A 21,122-nucleotide genomic window follows, 5' to 3' on the forward strand; every position below is an offset into this window, starting at 1 on the left:
CCGCAAGTCCCCCCTCCCGCGGGGAGGGAGCAAGATTATTCTTGTTTCTCCCCGCGGGAGGGGGGACTTGCGGGGGGTAAATTTGACTTTTGCAAGAGGTCTATTATACAACTTGTAAACAGTGGTTGTAAGATTTTTATTGTCTCAAAATTAGCACTAAGTCAAAATCACGATTAATCAGTTCCTATTTTATCTAAAAAGTCATTACAAAGCGTGTCTGTAGCTTCTAAGAATGGTGAATTCATCTCAAAATATACTCACCACTGATGAACAGTGTTCAATAAGATGCGTTCCCCTGGGGATTGGATAGGGGTTAGGAGCTTTCCGACAGTTGTATTTTTGTGGAAAAATGTAAGCTGTACTGCATTTTCATGGTAGATTTATTGAGCCATATCAAAGCTGGTGAAATCCTTTCTCCCTGTAATATCACTTTTTTAGCCTAGCAGATACTTGACTCTTGAGTTTTTTTTGAGCGACTCAATCTAACACAGTCTACAATAGTTTAGGTGAGACAAAACCTAAGTGTTTCCAAGCGGCTGCTGTGGCAATTCTGCCCCTACTTGTTCGCTGCAAAAATCCAATTTGCATTAAGTATGGTTCGTAGACATCCTCAATTGTTTGAGTGTCTTCTCCGGTGGAAGCGGCGAGGGTTTCTAAACCAACCGGGCCGCCGTTAAAGTTTTCGATCATTGCTGTCAAAAGAGACCTATCAGTCCAATCCAAGCCTAGGGGATCGACGTTGAACAATTCTAGGGCGATGGATGCAACTTCGGCATTGATTGGCTTTAAATTTTTGACTTCGCTGTAGTCTCTAACTCGGCGCAGCAAACGGTTAGCAATCCGGGGGGTTCCGCGAGCTCGGCGGGCAATTTCTTCGGCTCCTTCTGGGGTGATTTTAGTGTCGAGAACTTGGGCGGTTCTTTGGACAATTAGACTAAGTTCGTCTATTTCGTAGTAGCGCAATCTTTGGATTAAGCCGAAGCGATCGCGCAACGGAGATGTCAGCGATCCGACTTTGGTGGTTGCTCCTACTAAGGTAAAGGGTTTCAGGGGAATGCTGCGGATTTTGGCGCTTTTTCCTTGACCGATCGTAATATCTAAACGGCAGTCTTCCATCGCTGGATAGAGGATTTCTTCGGTAACTTTAGATAAGCGGTGAATTTCGTCGATAAACAGCACGTCGCCTGCTTTGAGGTTGACGAGCAATCCGACAATATCTCGGGGTTTTTCTAGGGCTGGGGCGGTGGTGATTTTGCATTCAACTTCCATTTCTGCTGCTAGAATTAGCGACATTGTGGTTTTCCCCAACCCTGGCGGCCCGTACAGTAACAGGTGATCCATCGGTTCGCCCCGCGATTTGGCTGCTGCAATTGCGATCGCCAAAACTTCTCTCAAGTCTTTTTGTCCGATGTATTCGGCTAACCGCTGGGGGCGGATTTTATCTTCTTGTTTGTTGTTGATTTCGTCTGGTAATTCTTGCGATTCTAGCAGCGATTCCGTTTGGGGTTTAGCGGCTCTTTTTCGGGGAGCCGGGGCTATGTCTTCAGGTAGATTTTGGTCTGGGGGTTGTTGTTTGGAGGAGATTATAGCCATATTTATTTGCGATCGGACAGCGAAAATTGTTTACAATTATTAGCAGAATCGTGAAAATTATTGAGGTCGTTATGAGTGTTCCATCTTCTTTATTAGCGTCGGAAAGTATAACTTTTGAGGAGGCGATCGCGCTGACTCAATCTTTACTGTCGCTGATTCAGAGCGATCGACTTTTAGAGGGAGATATCGAGCAAGCTGTTAAATCTCTAGTGAAAACTCCCAACGGTGCTAGGGGGTTTTTTGTCACTTATCTGACGGACGACCGACAGGCTGCAGACCGGCCGTCACCAGGAGTTATCGAGGCGCTGCGATCGGCTCCTGAGATCGTAGCAGAACTGCTGGTGAAAAATGTGGCGATGTCGGCGGCAATGGTGTTGCATCATTCGCGCCTTCAAAAGGAGGAAATGGCGGCGGGTTCTGCTAGAGTGCAGGAGCGATCGCGCAATTTAATTCAAATCCTGCAAATGCCCGCCTGTCAAGCTGTAGCGTCGCAAATGCTAGAAAGTTTACAAACTAAACAAGGTGAGTATGAGGAGTTTTTCCAACGCTGGGGCTACGACGACGAGCAAAGAGTCGCCATCGGTTCGGCAGTTGGGGAGGCGATCGGCTAAAATAACCTCCTAAGCCAAAAGCCAGAAGCCAGAAGCCAGAAGTCCAAGCCGGGGAGACAGATCCTTGATCAAAGCGGCCCGGCTGTGGAATAATTGCGGTTTAACAAAAGCTGCACAATTGTAGCTGGAGTTGATTTAGGTGTGAAGGTAGTCAACGAGGGCGAAAAAATTGCACAGATCGGTGAAAGGAGTTGTCCAAAAAGCCCGAAAGGGCCGCGGCCGGCGACCGACAAACAGCCAGCGCAGGGCAAAGCTGAGTCTGCTGGCTACATTGGTGCGTCGGGACTTGGAAGCTCAATACAAAGGCTCGATTCTGGGCAATTTGTGGCCGCTGCTGAATCAGCTATCGCAATTGGTGATTTACACCTACGTATTCTCGATCGTCCTCAAGGTAAAACTCAAACTTGCAGGCTTCCCGGAAAACAGCGACATCACATTTGGAGTCTGGCTATTTGCAGGTTTGTTACCTTGGAGTGCTTTCACCAGCGGTTTGATTAAATCGGGAGTATCCGTAGTAGGGCAGCCAAATTTAGTCAAAAAAGTAGTATTTCCCCTCGGTTTGCTGCCCCTCGTGCCGATTTTTACAGCTTTTATTGAAAGTTCTCTCGGTTTAGCAGCCTTGATTCTGATCGTAGCAGTATCCTCGCAAAAGCTCAACGCTACTTTATGCTTGCTGCCGCTGGTTTGGGTGCCTCAATTGCTGCTCACAGCCGGCTTGGGATATTTGACAGCGGGCTTAACCGTGTTTTTGCGAGACATTCCTCAGACATTAGGTGTTATTCTAAATTTTTGGTTTTATTTGACGCCGATCGTCTATCCAGCATCAATCATCCCCGAACAGTGGCGAGCCTGGATATTTTGGTTGAATCCAATGGCCACCATCTCCGAGGTTTATCGAGACCTCATCCTGCTGGGAGAAGTCAAACACTGGGGCGAATGGGGTGTCGCCACCCTAATCTCTGCTGCTATATTTTGTGGAGGTTTAGCGGTTTACCGGCGTTTGCGTCCCGCTTTTGCTGACGTGCTGTAATATGTTTTACGTTTAAATGCAATCTACCATCCAAAATCGCGATCGAGGTTCGTAGTGAGGAATGCGAGTCCGCATAAATCAGAGGACTCGCATTCCCAACGATCAAACCTATTTTTTGTTCTAAAAGACATAATATCAATCTAAAATCTCAAACTTGTTCGCTCGCGAAGTCGAAGAATCCAAAATCTCAAATCTAAAATCGGATGACTGAAAATGTAATTTCACTAAAAAATGTTTCTAAATGCTTTAAGCGGTACGATCGTCCAGGAGACCGCTTAAAAGAAATTATTTATCCCAATAAAAAATTTGCTGATGAATTTTGGGCACTCTCCGACATCAATCTGGAAATTCCTAAAGGACAAACTCTAGGAGTAGTCGGTCGCAACGGGTCGGGAAAAAGCACGCTTTTGCAAATCATTGTGGGGACGCTGACACCCACCGCAGGAAGCGTCCGAGTACAAGGGCGAATCTCCGCTTTGTTGGAACTCGGAAGCGGGTTTAACCCGGAATTTACCGGAAGACAAAACGTGTTTTTCAACGCTCAAATACTCGGATTCAATCAAAAAGAAACCGAAGAAAAATTTGACGAAATCGCGGCTTTTGCTGATATTGGAGATTTCATCGATCAGCCAGTCAAAACCTATTCTAGCGGTATGTTTGTCAGACTGGCTTTTGCCGTTGCGACTAGCGTAGAGCCAGATATTCTAGTGGTTGACGAGGCACTTTCGGTAGGCGACGAAGCTTTTCAGCGCAAGTGTTTTGCCCGCTTGCAAAGCATTCAGGAAGGTGGCGGAACGATTTTATTTGTTTCTCATGCTGCGAGTTCTGTGGTGCAACTTTGTACTTCGGCGATTTTAATGGATAGCGGAGAATTGCTGCTCGCTCACACGCCAAAGGTGGTAATTTCTAAATATCAAAAGCTGATCTATGCCGATCCAGATAAAGTCTTGGGGTTGAAGCAAGATATTCGAGTTCTGAACCAACTAACCAAGCAAGAAAGTCAAGAAAATCTTCAGAATCCTAATTTAGAAAGTACCAAAACGGAGGCTGTACCGGAGCAATATATCTCCCAACCCAAGGAACACTATGATGAATTTTACGAACCGGGGATGATCCCGTCGAATACGGTGCGCTATCCGTCTCGCGGCGCGGAAATTATTAACCCGCGCATCGAAACGCTGCAGGGAAATGTGGTAAATCACTTGCTCGGCCGTCAAGATTATGTTTACACTTACTCTGTCACTTTCTCGCGGTCAACTTCCAAGGTTAGGTTTGGAATGTTGATTAAAACGATTAGCGGTTTTGAGTTGGCTGGTGCTTCTTTGAAGGCTTCTACTCAGTCAGTTAAATATGTGGAAGCGGGAACGACAATTTTAGTTAAGTTTCAGTTTAAATGTTTGCTGAATCCGGGGGTTTACTTTTTGAATGCGGGGGTGGTGGGAACGGTAGATGAGGATTTAAGTTATCTGGATCGCTGCGTTGATGTGGCGATGTTCAAAGTTCAGTCTTGTACTGAGTCCTGCGGTAACGGCATTGTTGACTTGCTGATAGAACCGTGTTTAACTGTTGTAAATTATGATTGTCTGGTGCAAGAACAGTCAACGGAAGTCATCTAATAATTCTGTGAAAACTTTGTAAAAATAATGAGCAATCTCAATTTAGAATTATCCAAAAATCAAGTAATCCAAGCATTGATTCGAGACCGAGCTAAGTTTCCCGAAGATTTTAAACTAAATATTTGCGAAGACGATGAAATGTATTTGTTTAGCTTGAGCAACGTCAAGGAGGATGGAGACGATGGAGACGATGGAGACGATGACGATCGCGAGCGAGCTTTGGTGCGCTATTATGCGATCGGGCGACGCATCCGGGATGCGGTTCAACAAGTTGTAGATTGGCATTTTGGCGGCTTTGAAAATGTACCGTCTTTTCTAGATTTTGCCTGTGGTTACGGTAGATTTACCCGGTTTTTGATTCAGGAAATGCCGCCGGAGCAAATTTGGGTTTCTGATATTTATGCTAACGCGGTCAAGTTTCAAACTGAATACTTTGGCGTTAACGGTATTGTTTCGACGGGAAAACCGGAAAAATATTTAATTGACCGAAAATTTGACTGCATTCTGGCTAATTCTTTTTTCAGCCATATCCCGGAAAGAACTTTTACGAGTTGGCTCCAAAATTTGTATAATTTGTTGACCGAAAACGGGATTTTGATGTTTAGCGTTCACGGCGATTGTTTGCTACCTTCTCACATAGAAATGCCTGCTAACGGTATTTTGTTTAGTGCCGAAAGCGAAAGTCAGTCTTTGGATAAGGAGGAATACGGCACAACTTATGTAACTGAAAAGTTTGTGAGAGAAATTGTCGGTAAAGTTAGCGGTGGGAAAGCTTTTGTTCACCGGATCAAAAAAGGCATATGCAGGTTTCAGGATTTGTATGTTGTTACAAATAAGTTAACTAGAGATTTTTCGGAGTTAAATTTTTATCACCACCCTGGAGGATATATTGATGTTGCTGCTTTTACCAACAAGCAGAATTTGTATCTGGAGGGTTGGGCTGCTGATGTGAATTTGGGCGGCCGAATAGAGGAAGTTCAGGTTCTGGTAAACGGTGAGGTAGTGCAGAGGTGCGAGCCTTTTTACGATCGCCGGGATGTGGCTGATTATTTTCAAAAAGATGCAATTTTGCAGTCGGGTTGGAACTGTTATTTGCCCAAAAATACTGTGACACCGGAGGATGTGTTAACAGTTAAAGCAATCAATAACTACGGTTGGGAATGGATTCTGGAAATTTGCAGCGTGAAATCGCTGGTGGGCCAACGGCAATCGCAGTCTTTGTTGGGTTCTACTCACGAAAAACTCAAGTTGGTTGAAACTCAGTTAGAGGCGGCTAAAATAGCATGGGAGATCAGTCAAAGTAAGTTAATGATTACTGAACCACAATTAGAAGAATCTCAAATAAAGTTGCAAGAAACTCAAGCTCAATTAATGTCAGCTCACGCGCAGTTGGAACAAACTCAAAGTCAGTTAGTATCCGTGCAAATGCAGTTAGAACAAACAGAATCTCAGTTAATTAATGTCAAGCAAGAATTAGACCGATCGCACAATCGAGTTGAGGCAATGGAAAGCAGCAAGTTCTGGAAGCTGAGAAGCACCTGGTTTCAAGTCAAGCGGTTGCTGGGGGTAGCGGGAGAATAGGGCGGCATCTCCAGCTGTGAAAAAAGCATTTTGATAGCGCGAGCACTTGAAAAGCTCGCGTTAGGAGACTCTTAAATGCTTGGAGGCAGAGGTTTCCGAGAATAATAAGTAAAGTTGGTGTGGGAATTAGGGCGAGGGATAGAAATTGTGAGTACAAATGACAGCAAACCGTCGGTTTTTATTGTTACTGGAATGCACCGTTCCGGTACGTCTTTAACGGCTTCTTTGTTTCAGAAAGTCGGGGTTGATATTGGTAAAAAGTTGGTTGGCCCGGCGGTGGGAAATGTGAAAGGTCATTTCGAGAATGTTGATTTTGTGGAGTTTCACAAGAGTGTTTTACGATCGCACGGCATAGATGAACTCGGCTGTACGTTGGAAAAAACGATTCCGGTAGCAGCGGAATACGTGGAAATGGCCAAAAGGGCGATCGCTCAAAATCAACTTCCTGACAAGCATTGGGGCTGGAAAGACCCGCGAACCGCCCTATTTTGGGATTTTTGGTTAAAATTGCTCCCCGAAGCTAATTTTATCTGCGTTTATCGATCGCCCTGGGAAGTAGTCGATTCGCTGTACCGCCGGGGAACCGATGTCAGCTTGCTGCAACATCCCGAAATGGCAGTAAAAATGTGGCTGCACTACAACCAACAAGTCTTAGAATTGTTTGAAAGTTTTCCCGATCGCTGTCTGCTGGCCAACGTTTACCCGATCGGCAACACTCCCGAATTTTTTATCGATCGAGTCAACGAAAAATTTAACGTTAACTTAAGTGCGATCGCCGCCGACAACTTTGAAGAATCTTTATTAGTCAACGATATTGTTAAAAGTCACAGACCAAGTTTAATAGAACAATATTTTCCCGAAGCATTAGAACTATATCAAGTTTTAGAAACCAAAGCCGGCAATCTCAGCAGCAAATCTAAATTGTCGAATGACCAAATTATTCATTTTCCAGTATCTCCTGTCGGGCCTTTTGAAGATTGGCTCAAAATCCGCTTGCTGGAAAAACAACAAAAAACCAGCAATTTAGAAGTCAAACAGTGGCAAGAACAATTTCAACAAGCTCAAGCAAAAGTGTTGGAATTGGAAAGGAAGTTAGGAGAAACTCAAGTACAGCTTGACGGCAAAGAATCTCAATTTCAAGAAGCCCTAGCAAAACTGCTCGAATTAGAAACAGAATTAGGAGAAACTCAGGTACAGCTTGACGGTCAAGAATCGCAATTTCAAGAAGCCTTAACAAAAGTCTTGAAATTAGAAACAGAATTAGGAGAAACTCAAGTACAGCTTGACGGCAAAGAATCTCAATTTCAAGAAGCCTTAGCAAAACTGCTCGAATTAGAAGCAGAATTAGGGGAAACTCAGGTACAGCTTGCCGGTCAAGAATCGCAATTTAAAATAGCATTAACAAAAATCTTAGAATTAGAAGCAGAATTAGGAAAGACTCAGGTAAAGTTTGAAGAAAAAGAATTTAAATTAGATCAAAAATTAGCTGAATTATTGAGCTTGGAAACAGTCCAAAGTCAAACTCAGCAAGATTTGGAACAATCGCGGCAGGAAAATGCCAAAATTCAGGCTGAACTTTCTGCAATCAAGTCTTCTGACTGGTGGAAACTTAGAGAAAAGTGGTGGGAATTTAAGCACAAAATCCGCGATTTATTCCCAAAATTTATTTTTTCTTTAGACCAACCCACTACTTGGCAAGTTAGCGATTCCCACCTGCTAATTGTGGGCTGGGTGTTTAACACAAAAAAAGATATTAAAGCTGTCCGCGCCCGAATTGAAAATAAGAGTTTTGCCGCTGTTTACGGTCTGGAAAGAAGCGACATAGCTGGCTGGTATTCTAATATTGGGTCTGCAAAAAAATCTGGTTTTACAATTGAATTGCAAGCCCCCGCCGGACGGCACGAGGTGTTGTTGGAAGCGCAAGACGAGGGAGGAAAATGGCATTTTTTGGCAGCTTATCCGCTGTTAGTTTCAACGATTCAAGCGTCGTTAGATGTACCGGTGGTGTGGGAACAGCGTCAGGGTCAAGTTTTGTTTGCGGGTTGGTGTTGCCACCACGATCGCAAAATTGCTAAATTAAGTCTTTTGTGCGGCGATACTTCTGTAGAATGCGCCTACGGTTTGCGCCGAAAAGATGTCGGCCAAGTGTTTCCTGACTGGGTTAACAGTTCGGAAAGCGGCTTTGAGGCGCTTGTCAATTTGCCTCCGGGTGAATGGCACGTTTCTCTGCAAGCCGAGTTAGAAAACGGGGAAATTTTGTATTTTCAAGCACCGAAAATATTGACTGTGCGGCGCTACGATATTTGGCAGCGAAGTGCTGATAAATATGAGGAGTTTTCGAGTTTTGTAGAGGCAATCCGGCAGCGGGCGAGGGAGAGAAAACAGCGTCTCGGCAGAATTGTGCCGATGCCTTGGGAAATTGTGAAGGTGATGCGTCAGTTTGGGAAGATTTACAAGCAGCAAAAACAGTTTACTGCGCCGGGAGATTTGCTGCCACCTGCGGGTTTTGTGCTTGCTTCACCGATTGATAGGTATGATGCTTGGCTGCAGGTGAATCAGTGGAACGATCGCGCGCGCGATTACCTGATTTCTCGGCTAAAATCCTGTGGGGAAGCGCTGCCAAAAATCTCGGTGGTAATGCCAGTTTACAATCCGCAGATAGATTTTCTCGAAAGTGCGATCGACAGCGTAATCAATCAAGTTTATCAAAACTGGGAACTCTGCATCGCCGACGATCGCAGTACCGACGCTACGGTTGCTGAAACTTTGAAAAATTGGGCCGCAAAGGACGATCGTATCCGCATCACATTTCGCACAGAAAACGGCAACATCAGCGCCGCCACCAACAGCGCCGCCGCCCTCGCCACAGGCGACATCATCCTGTTTTTAGATAACGACGACGAACTAACTCCCGACGCATTAGGCGAAGTCGCCTTACATTTTGCCGCGCATCCAACCACCGATTTTCTCTACTCAGACGACGACAAAATCGACACCAAAGGTCGCAGATTCGCCCCGCAATTCAAACCAGAATGGTCGCCAGAACTGCTGCTTTCCTATATGTATCTCGGTCATTTGTGCGCCGTCAAAAAAGAAATTTTTGAACAAATAGGCGGATTGCGGCTAGGCTTTGAAGGCTCGCAGGATTACGATTTTGCCTTAAGAGCAACCGAAATTTCTCGCCGCGTCGCCCACCTGCCCCTAGTGCTGTATCACTGGCGAACTGCACCAGGTTCTACAGCAGTATCAGGCGCCGCGAAACCATCCAGTTTTTCCGCAGGTCAACAAGCCATTCAAGACGCACTAAACCGCAGAAAAATTAAGGGAACTGTCGCTCAGCACGCCTGGGCAATCAAAGAAAATTTGGGCATATTTGCCCAGGATTTCCCTGATGATGGCCCGTCAGTAACTTTGATTATTCCTACTAAAAATCAAGTTAAACTGCTGAAAGCCTGTATCGATTCTCTCGAAATTACAACATACAAAAATTATCAAATTGCTGTCATTGACAACGAAAGCGACGATCCAAAAACCCTGGAATATTTGAATCAGTTAACTTGTCAAGTTTTGCGAATCAAAAATCCTGGAGGAAAGTTTAGTTTTGCGGCAATTAACAACCGCGCTGTCGAACAAGTTGACAGCGAATACGTGTTGTTTTTGAACAACGATACTGAAGTAATCACCCCGCGATGGCTTAGTCAAATGGTCGGATACGCTCAAATTCCTGCGGTGGGTGCAGTCGGTGCGAGGCTGTTATATCCCGACGGCAGAATTCAACACGCGGGCATAATTCACGGCCTCCATCACGGTTTGGCCGGTCACGCTTTTAAGCTGATGAACAGCGACAATCGAGGCTATCTTTCTCAAGCGATGGTAACGCGAAATTACTCGGCGGTAACAGCCGCTTGCACGATTACTCCGCGTCAATTGTTCTTAGAATTGGGAGGCTTTGATGAGGAGAATTTTGCTGTTGCTTACAATGATGCAGATTACGGATACCGATTGTTAGAACTCGGTTATCGGTGCGTTTACTGTCCCGATGCGGAGTTGTTGCACAAGGAGGGAACTTCTAGGGGTTTTACTGACAATCCTCAAGAAGTTGCAGCTTTTAGGCGCAAGTATGCGGGAAAAAATGATGGTTTTTACAGTCCTCATTTGTCTTTGGAAGATGAGTATTTTCATATTCAACCGCGACGGGTTTTTATGAAGGAAGAGGGGAAGAAGGAAGAAGGAAGAGGGAAGAAGGAAGAAGGAAGAGGGAAGAAGGAAGAGAGAAGATTAGCAACGGATTTTGTAGCGGATGTAACGGATGTCATTGATGTCACGGATGTCACGGATGGAAGGGACAAGGGAGAGTTACAATTTGCTGATTCTGGTTTGTTGTCAGTAGCAAACAATTTTATTCATCCTATCAAAGTTTTGATGTGCAGCAATTCGCTGGATTTTACGGGTGCGCCGCTGCACCAGTACGAAATTGCGGTGAAATTGGCGGCTGAGGGTGCGATTTTGCCGATCGTACTTTGCACCACAGACGGCCCCCTGCGTCAAGCTTACGAACAGCAGGGAATTGAAGTCATTGTGCGCGACAATCCCCTCGAACACATTTATCAACGCGATGCTTACGATGAAGCTATCCGCAGTTTTAGCAAGGAAATTGAAAGTTTAAAAGTAGATGCAGTTTATGCCAATACTTTAGAAAATTTCTTTGTAGTTGATGCGGCCCAGGAAATCGGAATTCCGACGGTGTGGAACGTGCACGAAAGCGAACCTTGGCAAACTTATTTTAACAGGTTTGGTTCAGAGATTGCGGCGAGAGCTTTGGAATGTTTTCGCTTTCCTTACAAGGTGATTTTTGTGGCGGATGCAACGCGCGACAGATATTTACCTCTTAACAGCCACCACAATTTTACAGTGATTCATAACGGCTTAGATTTGAGCCAACTGGAAAATTCGGAGAATTCTGAATTGGCTAGAAAAAGTTTAGGTGTTGCGGCGGAAGATGTGGTAATTTTGCTGCTAGGAACGGTATGCGAACGCAAAGGCCAGCAGGATTTAGTTAAGGCACTTTCGCTTTTGCCTGACAAATGGCACAATAAAATTAGGTGTTTCATTGTGGGCGATCGCCCGAGTATTTACAGCAGTAAATTAGCTGATATGGTGGGCGAATTGCCGGAAGAGTTGCGGCAAAGGGTGACAGTAGTTCCAGAAACAGGGAAACCAGGAAAATATTACAAAGCGGCGGATATTTTTGTTTGCACTTCTAGGATAGAAAGTTTTCCGAGAGTGATTTTGGAGGCGATGGCCTGCAATTTACCAATTATTACATCGCCGGTTTTTGGGATTAAGGAACAAGTAAGACCGGGAATTAACGGTTTGTTTTATACACCGGATCGCCCGGAAGAATTAGTGGCAGCTTTGATTAGCTTATTGGAGGATAAATCATTGCGCCAGCAGTTAGCTGGAAATGCTAAATATGTCTTGGATTCACTCAATACTTTTGAGGAAATGACTCAAGCTTATGCAGACATTTTCTGCGAAGCATATTTTGCTAAAGAATAAACGTTTAATAAAATCCAATGGTCAAAAATATGCCGTCAAATTCCTCTAATAATACAGAAGATGAAAATCTCGATAAATCTACAGCTCAAAATTACTGTGAATCTAACCCAACAGGCGTAATCGCAAAAGACGGTTACTGGCTATCTAATCCGATTATTGAAAAAGCTGTAAATCATCGGCTATCAGGTGGGAAAACAGAAAATTACTGGCTATGCTGGTTAGTAAATAAATACTTCAAAAAGCGACGGTTTGATAATCTTTTGTCTATTGGTTGCGGAGTAGGCAATCACGAGATTCTGATGGCTAAATTAGGATTTGCTACTCAAATTGATGCCTTTGATTTTTCCGAAAGTTCTTTAGAAATAGCTAGAAAAGATGCCACAGCAGCGGGAGTAAATATTAATTTTTATCAAGATGACTTTAACTCATTTCTAATTGACAAGAACAAAAAATATGATATAGTTTTTTGCTCTGGTTCGCTGCATCATGTCAAAGAACTCGAACGATGTTTATCAACCATTCAAAAATGTTTAAAGCCCGATGGATATTTTATTGTCAATGAATACATAGGAGATTGCTATAAGGTATACAATGAAAATCAACTCGATTTGCTCGATCGCATTTACAAATGTTTTGACTACACGCTAAGGTTGGGAACAAGTGAAACGTTTTCTCGTCCTAGTATTGAGCAAGTATTTGCGAAATATCCTTCGGAAGCAGTCAGGTCAAAGCTGATACTTCCTTTCTTGAAGTTCTACTTTGATATGGAAGTTTTAAATCCCGCTGGTGGGGGTTTACTTTACGAAATGTACCCTTTGTTAGATCACTGTCAACTTTCTGATGGAGACCCAAAGAGTGAAACAATTGTCAAGTTATTGCTTGAGTTTGAGACAATCTTAATGGATTTGCCGACAGGACTATCAAGTGATTTTTGTTTGTGTATTTTGAGACATAAAAATCCGAAAATCTTAGAAAAATGGTTGCTGGGAATCTGGAGAAAAGCGAATCGTGGTAAACTTATTTTAACAAGTTTGGTTCGCCGATGGCGGCGAGAGCTTTAGAGAGTTTCCACTTTTGCGGGTGATTTGTGTGTTGTGTGCGACGCAGGAAGATATTTGCCGGCCCATAACTAGCAACCACAATTTTATAGCGATTCACTTCCCCTAAAATTTTTACAGAAGCTGATTTTACACATAATAGACTTTAAATCTAATAAGAGTTAAAAAAACTATGTTCTCAAATTCTGAAAACAGACAAAATGAAAATTTCCATAAATTAATAGCTCAAAAATACTGGCAATCTAACCCAACAGCCGGATTTACAAAGGAGGGTTACTGGTTATCCAATCCGATTATCTCTAAAACTGTAAATTATAGGTTGTCAGGGGGACAAACAGAAGGTTATTGGTTAACATGGCTAGTAAATAGCTTCTTCAAAAAAAAACGGTTTGATAATCTTTTGTCTGTTGGTTGCGGAGTGGGAAATCACGAGATTTTGATGGCTAAATTAGGATTGGCTACTCAAATTGATGCCTTTGATTTTTCTGAAACTTCTTTGGAAATTGCTAGGAAAGATGCAGCAGCAGCGGGAGTAAGTATTAATTTTTATCAAGATGATTTTAATTCATTTATAATTGACGAAAACAAAAAGTACGATATCGTTTTTTGCTCTGGTTCGCTGCATCACGTCAAAGAAATAGAACGATGTTTATCAACCATTCAGAAATGTTTAAAACCCGATGGATATTTTATTGTCAACGAATACATCGGAGATTGCTATAATATATACAATGAAAATCAACTCGATTTGATCAATCGCATTTACCGATGTTTTGACTCCCGGTTGAGGTCGGGAACAAGTGAAATATTTTTAAATCCCAGTATTGATAAAATATTTACGAAAGATCCTTCAGAAGCCGTCCGATCGAAGCTAATACTTCCTTTCTTAAAATTCTACTTTGATGTAGAAGTATTGAATCAAGCCGGCGGGGGTTTGCTTCACGAAATTTACCCTTTGTTAGATCACTGTCAACTTTCTGATGGATCTCCAAAGAGTGAAACTATTGTCAAATTATTACTGGAGATTGAGAAAATATTAATGGATTTGCCGGGAGGACTCTCAAGTGATTTTTGTTTGTGTATTCTGAGAAAAAAACCCCAAAAATAATGGAAATAATACCGCCTAAAGTAGATTATGAAACCGCATGGGACAGTTACGCCCAACAGTGGCAAAAAACTAATGCCGAACTTGCCCATATTGGCGACGAATGGATAGGTAAAGCCGCAGGTGCCGCCAACTCCTTAGCCGAATACGAAGCGCTGATCGAACAGCAATTTATTGCACCGTATATCAAAAAAGAACATACTGTTTTAGAAATTGGTATCGGTGGCGGAAAAACTGGTTCGCTGCTGCTGAAATATTGCGATCGCCTAATTTGCGCCGACATTTCCAGTCAAATGCTGCAAGCCGCCCGATCGCGCTTGGGAGACGATCGCGTTTCCTATGTCAAACTCGACGGTTTAACATTAGACGGCATCGCCCCCGGTGCAGCCGATGTCTGCTTTTGCTACGATACAATGGTACACGTAGAACCCGTAGACATATTCAACTACCTAACACGCATTCCCAAACTGCTGCGGGGCGATCGCCTTTGCGTCTTTCACCACGGCAATATTCTCACCGAATTGGGCTGGGAAAAATTCGCCAGCGAGTGGGATAAAAACTTATTGGGACGCAGAGATGGCACTGCATTCTCAATAATGACTGATACAATTATGGAAAAATTTCTCAACCATTTAAACTATGAAATTATCCTGAAAAACACCGAATCTGTCCCGCGAGATTGCGTCTGGATCTGCAAAGCACCAGTCAGTAGTTAGGAGTCAATAGTCATTAGTCATTAGTCATTAGTTAGGAGTCAGTTGGTAGGGGCGGTGGATGGTGCGTGTGGGCCCTCTTGGTAGTCATCAGTTAGGAGTCATTAGTTAGGAGTCATCAGTCATTAGTTAGTTGTTATTGGTAAGAGTTAACTAATCACCAACAGTCAACAGTCAACAGTCAACAGTTAACAGTCAACAGTCAACAGACAACAGTCAACAGACAAATGAAAGCATTATTTCTTCACCCAAACTTCCCCGCCCAGTACCGCCACATAATCACGGCTTTAGGCGCAGATCCCAAAAATCAGATTGTTTTCGGCACTAAAAACGAGCGTCCCGAATGGAACATTCCCGGCGTTCGCAAAGCAGCATTTACACCAAGCCGCGAACCTAACCCGCAGACTCACCAGTACGTCCGCCCTTTAGAAAGTGCCGTCATCTACGGACAAGCCGTATTTAGAATGGCAGAACAACTTAAAGCAGACGGTTTTGTACCCGATATTATTTGCGGACATTCCGGTTGGGGGCCGACACTGTTTGTCAAAGAAGCTTTTCCAAATACGCCGCTTTTGTGTTATTTCGAGTGGTTTTATCACTCGATCGGTTCCGACGCAGATTTCGATCCGGCGGAACCTTTAACAGTTGACGACATGGCGAGAATTAGAATCAAAAATGCGCCGATTTTGATCGATTTATACTCTTGCGATTGGGGTTTGTCGCCGACATACTGGCAGCGATCGCAATTTCCTCCAGAATTGCAGCAAAAATTGTCCGTACTCCACGACGGCGTAGACACCGATTACTTCAAACCAGATCCAGGCGCTAAACTAATTTTGCCCAACTTAGATTTGTCCGGCGTTGATGAAATTGTCACCTATGTATCGCGGGGAATGGAACCTTATCGGGGCTTTCCAGAGTTCATTGAGTCGATCGCCTATTTGCAAGAACGCCGCCCCAACTGTCACGTTGTAATTGTTGGTTCAGACAGAGTTTGTTACGGCCGTTCTTTACCAAACGGCGAGACTTACAAAGATTATATGCTCAAAAAAGTGCCGCTAGATATGTCGCGAGTTCACTTTGTCGGGCCGCTACCCTACGGACTGTATTTAAAAGTAATTCAAGCATCGGACGTACACGTTTATTTAACCAGACCTTTCGTGCTATCTTGGTCGATGATTGAATCTTTATCGACAGGATGTTTAGTAATCGGTTCCGACACCGGGCCAGTGAGAGAAGTTATCCGCGACGGAGAGAACGGTTTAATTGTCGATTACTTCTCGCCGAAACAAGTCGCCGATCGCATTGACGAAGTTTTAGACCATCCTACCCGCATGGCAGAAATTCGCGTCAGGGCCCGTCAAACCGCTCTAGAACGCTACAGTTTAGCTAAAATGTTGCCGCAGCAATTACAATTGATCGAACAGATAGCAAATCGTTCCATGCCGCCGACAGTTGGTATGCAGCCAGAACGGGAATTAGCCGCATCTTTTGGAGTGAGAATTTAGCATTACCCGAAATCAGGAGACGGCAATGCCGTGTCCCTACCTGATTATTTGGGGTAGGGAAACGGCATTGCCGTTTCCTCCAAATCAGGAGACGGCAATGCCGTGTCCCTACCTGATTATTTGGTATTACATAATCTTAGGCACTTTGAAAAACTCCCCATCGCGATCGGGAGCACCAGCCAAAATACTTTCTCCATCAGCAAAAGGTTGCAAATCGTCCGATCGCATAATATTGCTAACATCGATCGCCCGCGTTGTCGGTTTTACCTTACTCGTATCCAGTTCTTTCAACTGCTCAAAATAATCCAAAATACCGTTCAGTTGAACGGTAAACTGTTCTTCTTCTGCAGGCGTTAATTCCAATCGGGCTAAATTCGCTACTTTCCGAACTTCTTCTCTGTCAATCATAATATATTGGGAATTGGGAATTGGGAATTGGGAATTGGAAATTGGGAATTGGAAATTGGGAATTGGAAATTGGTTGTTTGTTGTTTGTTGTTTGTTATTTGTCATTTGTTGCTTGTTATTTGTAGTTTGTTGTTTGTTATTAGAGAAGCTACTAACCAATAACTACTAACCAATAACTACTAACCAATAACTACTAACTATGCCCAATTCCCAATTCCCCATTCCCAATCATAGTTAAAAATACACATCAATTTGCGATCGGCCTGTCGTCTTCAGCCAATTTTGCACCTCAATGTAATTGTTCGGCGCTAAGCGAATAGCCTCTTTCCAATAATCTGCAGCTTTATCAAACAACCCTTCCGCCGCTTCCACATTGCCAGATTCCTTTTCCTTTTCCCCTTGATAGTGGTAAATCACAGCAATGTTATTCAGCGCCTGCGGCATTCTCGGATTCAGTTCCAGCGCTTCGCTGTAATACTCCAAAGCTTGCTCGTGTTCGCCGTTGCTAGTATGGATCAGGCCCATATTGTACAACACGTAACTGCGATCGTAAGGATCTTCTTCCAGCTTCAGCGCTTCATGATAATTGTCCAGCGCTTCAGCATATTCGCCATCAGCTTGAGCCGACATACCATCTCGATAGTAAGCAAAAGCTTCCTTCGCCTGCTTTTTCGCCGGCATAATCTTCAAGATAATATCGGCCATTACCGTGAAACTTTTGTCAATAAAGTTATCGTTGCGTTGAGTTCTGGGCATAATTCGATTCTTTGGTTAACGGCCAATCAAAAATATTAGCCTGTAAAGTTTTCCTATTAAGAGTTTTGCGACTGTTTCGGTTCAGTGTGGCCGCCGACGCTTGCAAACGCTGGTGAGACACAACTGCAAACCTGAAAACACGCGCTTGCGAGGTGCAAAAGAGTGCAAATCCCATCCATTTTAGATAACTCTTGCCAGTATTGACAAAAAAAACCACATTTCTTTAACCTATTGACCGCACTCTACGGGCGATCGGGCAAAAATCTAGCAACATTTCGCCCCAAAGTCAAGAGCATCATCAAAAAAATTCATAAACCAGCGACTCAAAACCAGTTTGAATTCCCGCAATATATAATATAAACAACCGGGTAATTTTCACAGAGAGAAACCTATGGCTCCGAATCCCACCATTATGCAAGCCGTCGAGCAACTTGGCTACCGCGTTACGGTTGGAGACGTGGCGGCAAAAGCTGGATTAGACGTTAATTTTGCCCAGCGAGAACTATTAACCCTCGCCTCCGAAGCAGGCGGCCACCTGCAAGTAGCAGAATCCGGCGACATTGCCTACCTATTTCCCAACAACTTTCGAGATATTTTGCGAAACAAATTCTTTCGCTTGCAGTTGCAGGAATGGTGGCAAAAAATCTGGAAAATTCTATTTTACCTAATTAGAGTATCTTTTGGCATAGTGCTGGTAGCTTCCATCGTCTTAATTTTTGCAGCCATCACGATGTTACTCTCCAGCATGAACAGCGACAATAACGGCGGAGGCGGAGGCGGAGGCGGAAGCGACGGTAACAGAGGCGGCGGATTTTTCTTTTTTCCGTACTTCTGGAACGAGTTACCCTGGATATTTTACTGGAACCATAACGAACCTTACTACCAGCAGCAATCGCGCTTAAGCGGCCAAAAACCCCAGATGAGTTTTCTGGAAGCAGTTTTCTCCTTTCTATTTGGAGATGGCAATCCAAATTACAATTTAGAAGAGCGCAAGTGGAGCGATATTGCCGCCGCAATTCGCAACAACCGAGGTGCCGTCGTCGCCGAACAAATAGCGCCCTATCTCGACAATCTCGGACAAGGATACGCGAGAGAATACGAAGAATATATGCTACCGACTCTCGCGCGTTTTGACGGCCGCCCCGAAGTCAGTCCCGAAGGACAAATAGTCTACCATTTTCCGCAATTGCAAACCACAGCAGTTCAAAAAAATCCTCAACCAGTAGGAGCTTATTTGCGAGAAATGCTGTGGCGTTTCAGCCACGCCAGCTCCGGCCAAGTCATGCTCGCGGCGGGGTTAGGAGCCGTGAATCTTGTCGGTGCGTTAGTTTTGGGGAATTTATTAACTAAAAGTGCGATCGCCAGTGGATTTATCGGTTTCGTCAGCGGTATTTATCCACTACTGCTGATTTACGGCATCGGATTTCTGACAATTCCTTTAATTCGGTACTTCTGGATTCAGTGGAAAAATAGCAAGATAGAATCCCGGAATCAAGAGCGGCAGCAGCGAGCCGCGTTATTAAACCAACCAGATGCCAACTTGCAGCAAAAATTAAGCTACGCCCAGGAATTTGCAGCAGAAAACCTACTGACTGGAGAAGATTTAGCTTATACAACAGAAACCGATTTAACCCAACAAGAACTAGAACAGTCAGCAAAAATAGATGCCGAATGGCAGCGGCGAATCGATGGAGTTTAGATTTTCTATTTGACGATTTGAAATTAATTAATAATTTTGAGTCAACATCTAAAATCCGATGAATATTAGATTGAGCTAGGTCAAGTTTTCTGTGCCAGAGACTGTTTCGTATTCCTAGTTTTCTTAACAATTTTAGGACGTTTAAAAATCAAACAATTTTGGTCGTACTTCGAGTCGTGGCGCACAGCCACAAGTTCCCAACCCTCATCCCCCAACTGATTGATAAATAGATGCAGGGATCCTTGTTTCCAATCTCGCAATTCCTCACCATTTACATATAAACTAATCAGCTTATTGCCAAAAGGATACATATTTGCATCCACAAAAAAGTATTCCCACTTTTGCATAGTTATCCTTAATGTAGTTAGTCATTAGTCATTAGTCATTAGTCATTAGTCATCAGTCATTAGTCATCAGTCATTAGTCATTTACTCGTTACCAGGCTCTGCCTGGTAATGCAGATCCGGAGGCTCTGCCTCCATCTTCGCAGCCGACGACGAGGCTCTGCCTCGCTTACATGGGTTCCCAGGCTCTGCCTGGGAATCAGTGAAAAGAGCTTGGGAACCAGTTCAACCAGTAAAAAAAATGCGGCGTTGCAAAACACAGATTCTCCCCTCCCACTCTCCCTGCTTCCCAGCAGTTACTGAACAGCTATTCTAGCCAAAGCAGCGCCCTGATAATAGTGCAACAAAATCTGCTGGTAGCCGTATCCCTGCCTGGCCAAATTGTAAGCTCCCCACTGGCTCATGCCAACACCGTGACCGAAACCTTTACCAGAAACTTGAAAACTCGTAGGAGCTTGGCCGCTGTTCTTGGCGCTCCCGCCTGCATACTGAGGAATCACGGTAAACCGCGTGCTCCTCAAACTCAGAACCCGACGCAAATCTGCCCCAGTCATCACTCTAGAACCGCCATCTCCCACAACTTTCATCCTCAAAACGCTGCCGTAAGCGGTAGTGCGTTCTGGCTTCATCGAGATGACGTTACCGACACCGGAAATCTTGCTGCTGATTTGAGCGCGGGAAAAATTTTCTTTCCACTGATAAACCGGCGCGCCTTGGTCGAAGTCAGGAACACCGCGCAGGTAAGGCAGGGGTTCCGTCCAAACATCCTCAACATTTTCGGTATGTCCGCCAGATGCTGAGTGGAAAACGGCTAAAATAATCTGACCGTTGTAGGTGAGAACTTGACCTGCGGTGGCATCGACTGCGCTATAAGTACCCGAAGATTCTGTTTGCAGTCCTTTGTAAACCTGCGAAGACTGAGTGTCGTCCACATCGTAAAGGTCGGTTTCGCTTTTGAGGCGCTCGTGGATTGCGTAGGAACGGGCAGCGACTGCTTGGGCTTTCAAGGCCTCCAGAGGCCAATTGCCGCTCATTTCGGCACCGAGAACGCTGTAGAGATACTGTTCGATATCAACGTAGTTGACTGCTGTCAGGCCTCCTTTTTCGGGAATTACAAGGGTGCGTCCGCGATACCACCGATCGCCAATCCAAACATACCCGTTCCCGGTCGGCTCGATCCAAATTTGATTGGCGGCCCAGCGCCCGATCGCCACTTTGCCCGATCGAAATTGAGCCGATCCAGAACTGTTGGCAGACAGTTCGCCCAAATTGCGCCCGCTACCGTCGCGGATTGCAGCCTTAGTAGAACTGCCGACTTTGATCTGACTTGCGCCGTCTTGTACCGCCACTCGCAAGATCAGCGCCGCCTGCGCTGGGGCTACCATTACCAGCCAAAACAACAGAGAAATCCAAAAGTAGCGTTTTGTTAATCTTGAAAGAAGCGAAGCAAATAACACTCCTGGCTGCATTTAAAAAATTTCCTCCTGTGCTGTACGAGTTTGAGAATTTTTAAGGGGAAGGTTTGGTTCGGGAAAAAGGAA

General features: G+C 44.4%; 15 protein-coding genes. 10 read left to right on the forward strand and 5 right to left on the reverse strand.

The features are described from left to right. Positions 1-492: 492 nt before the first annotated feature. A complete protein-coding gene (ruvB, locus tag AACV78_RS15080) occupies positions 493-1,593 on the reverse strand; it encodes a Holliday junction branch migration DNA helicase RuvB (RefSeq protein WP_194010242.1) in 1,101 nt (366 codons plus the stop codon). A gap of 71 nt (positions 1,594-1,664) precedes the next feature. Here ruvB and AACV78_RS15085 point away from each other — a divergent pair, with 71 nt between their 5' ends. The 9 genes from AACV78_RS15085 to AACV78_RS15125 all read left to right on the forward strand — a co-directional run bounded on the left by AACV78_RS15085 (position 1,665) and on the right by AACV78_RS15125 (position 16,374). Further along, positions 1,665-2,204: a hypothetical protein gene (locus AACV78_RS15085; RefSeq protein ID WP_194010243.1), complete on the forward strand. Its 540-nt coding sequence runs from the start codon at positions 1,665-1,667 to the stop codon at positions 2,202-2,204. Positions 2,205-2,385: 181 nt separating this feature from the next. Continuing rightward, complete coding sequence (locus tag AACV78_RS15090; protein ID WP_194010244.1) at positions 2,386-3,234, forward strand: ABC transporter permease; 849 nt, start codon at positions 2,386-2,388, stop codon at positions 3,232-3,234. Between the two features lie 203 nt (positions 3,235-3,437). Then, positions 3,438-4,850 carry an ABC transporter ATP-binding protein gene (locus tag AACV78_RS15095; protein ID WP_194010245.1) on the forward strand — a complete coding sequence of 471 codons (1,413 nt, stop codon included), beginning with the start codon at positions 3,438-3,440 and terminating at the stop codon, positions 4,848-4,850. A gap of 27 nt (positions 4,851-4,877) precedes the next feature. Then, positions 4,878-6,431, forward strand: a complete 1,554-nt coding sequence (locus AACV78_RS15100) for a methyltransferase (protein WP_194010246.1) — start codon at positions 4,878-4,880, stop codon at positions 6,429-6,431. Between the two features lie 147 nt (positions 6,432-6,578). Continuing rightward, positions 6,579-11,990 (forward strand): glycosyltransferase, encoded by a 5,412-nt coding sequence (locus AACV78_RS15105; RefSeq protein ID WP_194010247.1) that lies wholly within the window; start codon positions 6,579-6,581, stop codon positions 11,988-11,990. Between the two features lie 17 nt (positions 11,991-12,007). After that, a complete protein-coding gene (locus tag AACV78_RS15110; protein WP_194010248.1) occupies positions 12,008-13,051 on the forward strand; it encodes a class I SAM-dependent methyltransferase in 1,044 nt (347 codons plus the stop codon). Positions 13,052-13,220: 169 nt separating this feature from the next. Beyond that, the gene (locus AACV78_RS15115) at positions 13,221-14,156 is read left to right on the forward strand and encodes a class I SAM-dependent methyltransferase (protein WP_194010249.1); all 936 of its coding nucleotides are present in this window, start codon (positions 13,221-13,223) and stop codon (positions 14,154-14,156) included. Then, positions 14,156-14,869 carry a class I SAM-dependent methyltransferase gene (locus tag AACV78_RS15120; RefSeq protein WP_194010250.1) on the forward strand — a complete coding sequence of 238 codons (714 nt, stop codon included), beginning with the start codon at positions 14,156-14,158 and terminating at the stop codon, positions 14,867-14,869. The genes AACV78_RS15115 and AACV78_RS15120 overlap by 1 nt, the downstream gene beginning before the upstream one ends. A gap of 224 nt (positions 14,870-15,093) precedes the next feature. Further along, entirely contained in the window at positions 15,094-16,374 is a 1,281-nt protein-coding gene (locus AACV78_RS15125) for a glycosyltransferase family 4 protein (RefSeq protein WP_194010251.1), read from the forward strand. Between the two features lie 126 nt (positions 16,375-16,500). Here AACV78_RS15125 and gatC read toward each other — a convergent pair whose 3' ends face one another. Then, positions 16,501-16,782 (reverse strand): Asp-tRNA(Asn)/Glu-tRNA(Gln) amidotransferase subunit GatC, encoded by a 282-nt coding sequence (gatC, locus tag AACV78_RS15130; protein WP_194010269.1) that lies wholly within the window; start codon positions 16,780-16,782, stop codon positions 16,501-16,503. A 234-nt stretch (positions 16,783-17,016) separates the two neighbouring features. Further along, positions 17,017-17,538 (reverse strand): photosystem I assembly protein Ycf3, encoded by a 522-nt coding sequence (locus AACV78_RS15135; RefSeq protein ID WP_194010252.1) that lies wholly within the window; start codon positions 17,536-17,538, stop codon positions 17,017-17,019. Between the two features lie 391 nt (positions 17,539-17,929). Here AACV78_RS15135 and AACV78_RS15140 point away from each other — a divergent pair, with 391 nt between their 5' ends. Continuing rightward, entirely contained in the window at positions 17,930-19,237 is a 1,308-nt protein-coding gene (locus AACV78_RS15140; protein ID WP_194010253.1) for a hypothetical protein, read from the forward strand. An 80-nt stretch (positions 19,238-19,317) separates the two neighbouring features. Here AACV78_RS15140 and AACV78_RS15145 read toward each other — a convergent pair whose 3' ends face one another. Together AACV78_RS15145 and AACV78_RS15150 are read right to left on the reverse strand one after the other, a co-directional pair. After that, a complete protein-coding gene (locus AACV78_RS15145; protein ID WP_194010254.1) occupies positions 19,318-19,584 on the reverse strand; it encodes a hypothetical protein in 267 nt (88 codons plus the stop codon). Between the two features lie 293 nt (positions 19,585-19,877). Next, positions 19,878-21,050: a SpoIID/LytB domain-containing protein gene (locus tag AACV78_RS15150; RefSeq protein ID WP_194010255.1), complete on the reverse strand. Its 1,173-nt coding sequence runs from the start codon at positions 21,048-21,050 to the stop codon at positions 19,878-19,880. Between the last annotated feature and the right edge of the window lie 72 nt (positions 21,051-21,122).

The sequence above is a fragment of the Tychonema sp. LEGE 07196 genome (assembly GCF_963890365.1).
Taxonomy (GTDB): Bacteria; Cyanobacteriota; Cyanobacteriia; order Cyanobacteriales; family Microcoleaceae; genus Microcoleus.

Excerpts from the sequence above, each read along its gene's own strand:
- AACV78_RS15135 (WP_194010252.1), bottom strand. The coding sequence starts at position 17,538 with ATGCCCAGAACTCAACGCAACGATAACTTTATTGACAAAAGTTTCACG.
- AACV78_RS15125 (WP_194010251.1), top strand. The coding sequence starts at position 15,094 with ATGAAAGCATTATTTCTTCACCCAAACTTCCCCGCCCAGTACCGCCAC.
- AACV78_RS15115 (WP_194010249.1), top strand. The coding sequence starts at position 13,221 with ATGTTCTCAAATTCTGAAAACAGACAAAATGAAAATTTCCATAAATTA.
- AACV78_RS15095 (WP_194010245.1), top strand. The coding sequence starts at position 3,438 with ATGACTGAAAATGTAATTTCACTAAAAAATGTTTCTAAATGCTTTAAG.
- gatC (WP_194010269.1), bottom strand. The coding sequence starts at position 16,782 with ATGATTGACAGAGAAGAAGTTCGGAAAGTAGCGAATTTAGCCCGATTG.
- AACV78_RS15085 (WP_194010243.1), top strand. The coding sequence starts at position 1,665 with ATGAGTGTTCCATCTTCTTTATTAGCGTCGGAAAGTATAACTTTTGAG.
- ruvB (WP_194010242.1), bottom strand. The coding sequence starts at position 1,593 with ATGGCTATAATCTCCTCCAAACAACAACCCCCAGACCAAAATCTACCT.
- AACV78_RS15110 (WP_194010248.1), top strand. The coding sequence starts at position 12,008 with ATGGTCAAAAATATGCCGTCAAATTCCTCTAATAATACAGAAGATGAA.
- AACV78_RS15145 (WP_194010254.1), bottom strand. The coding sequence starts at position 19,584 with ATGCAAAAGTGGGAATACTTTTTTGTGGATGCAAATATGTATCCTTTT.
- AACV78_RS15100 (WP_194010246.1), top strand. The coding sequence starts at position 4,878 with ATGAGCAATCTCAATTTAGAATTATCCAAAAATCAAGTAATCCAAGCA.
- AACV78_RS15120 (WP_194010250.1), top strand. The coding sequence starts at position 14,156 with ATGGAAATAATACCGCCTAAAGTAGATTATGAAACCGCATGGGACAGT.
- AACV78_RS15150 (WP_194010255.1), bottom strand. The coding sequence starts at position 21,050 with ATGCAGCCAGGAGTGTTATTTGCTTCGCTTCTTTCAAGATTAACAAAA.
- AACV78_RS15140 (WP_194010253.1), top strand. The coding sequence starts at position 17,930 with ATGGCTCCGAATCCCACCATTATGCAAGCCGTCGAGCAACTTGGCTAC.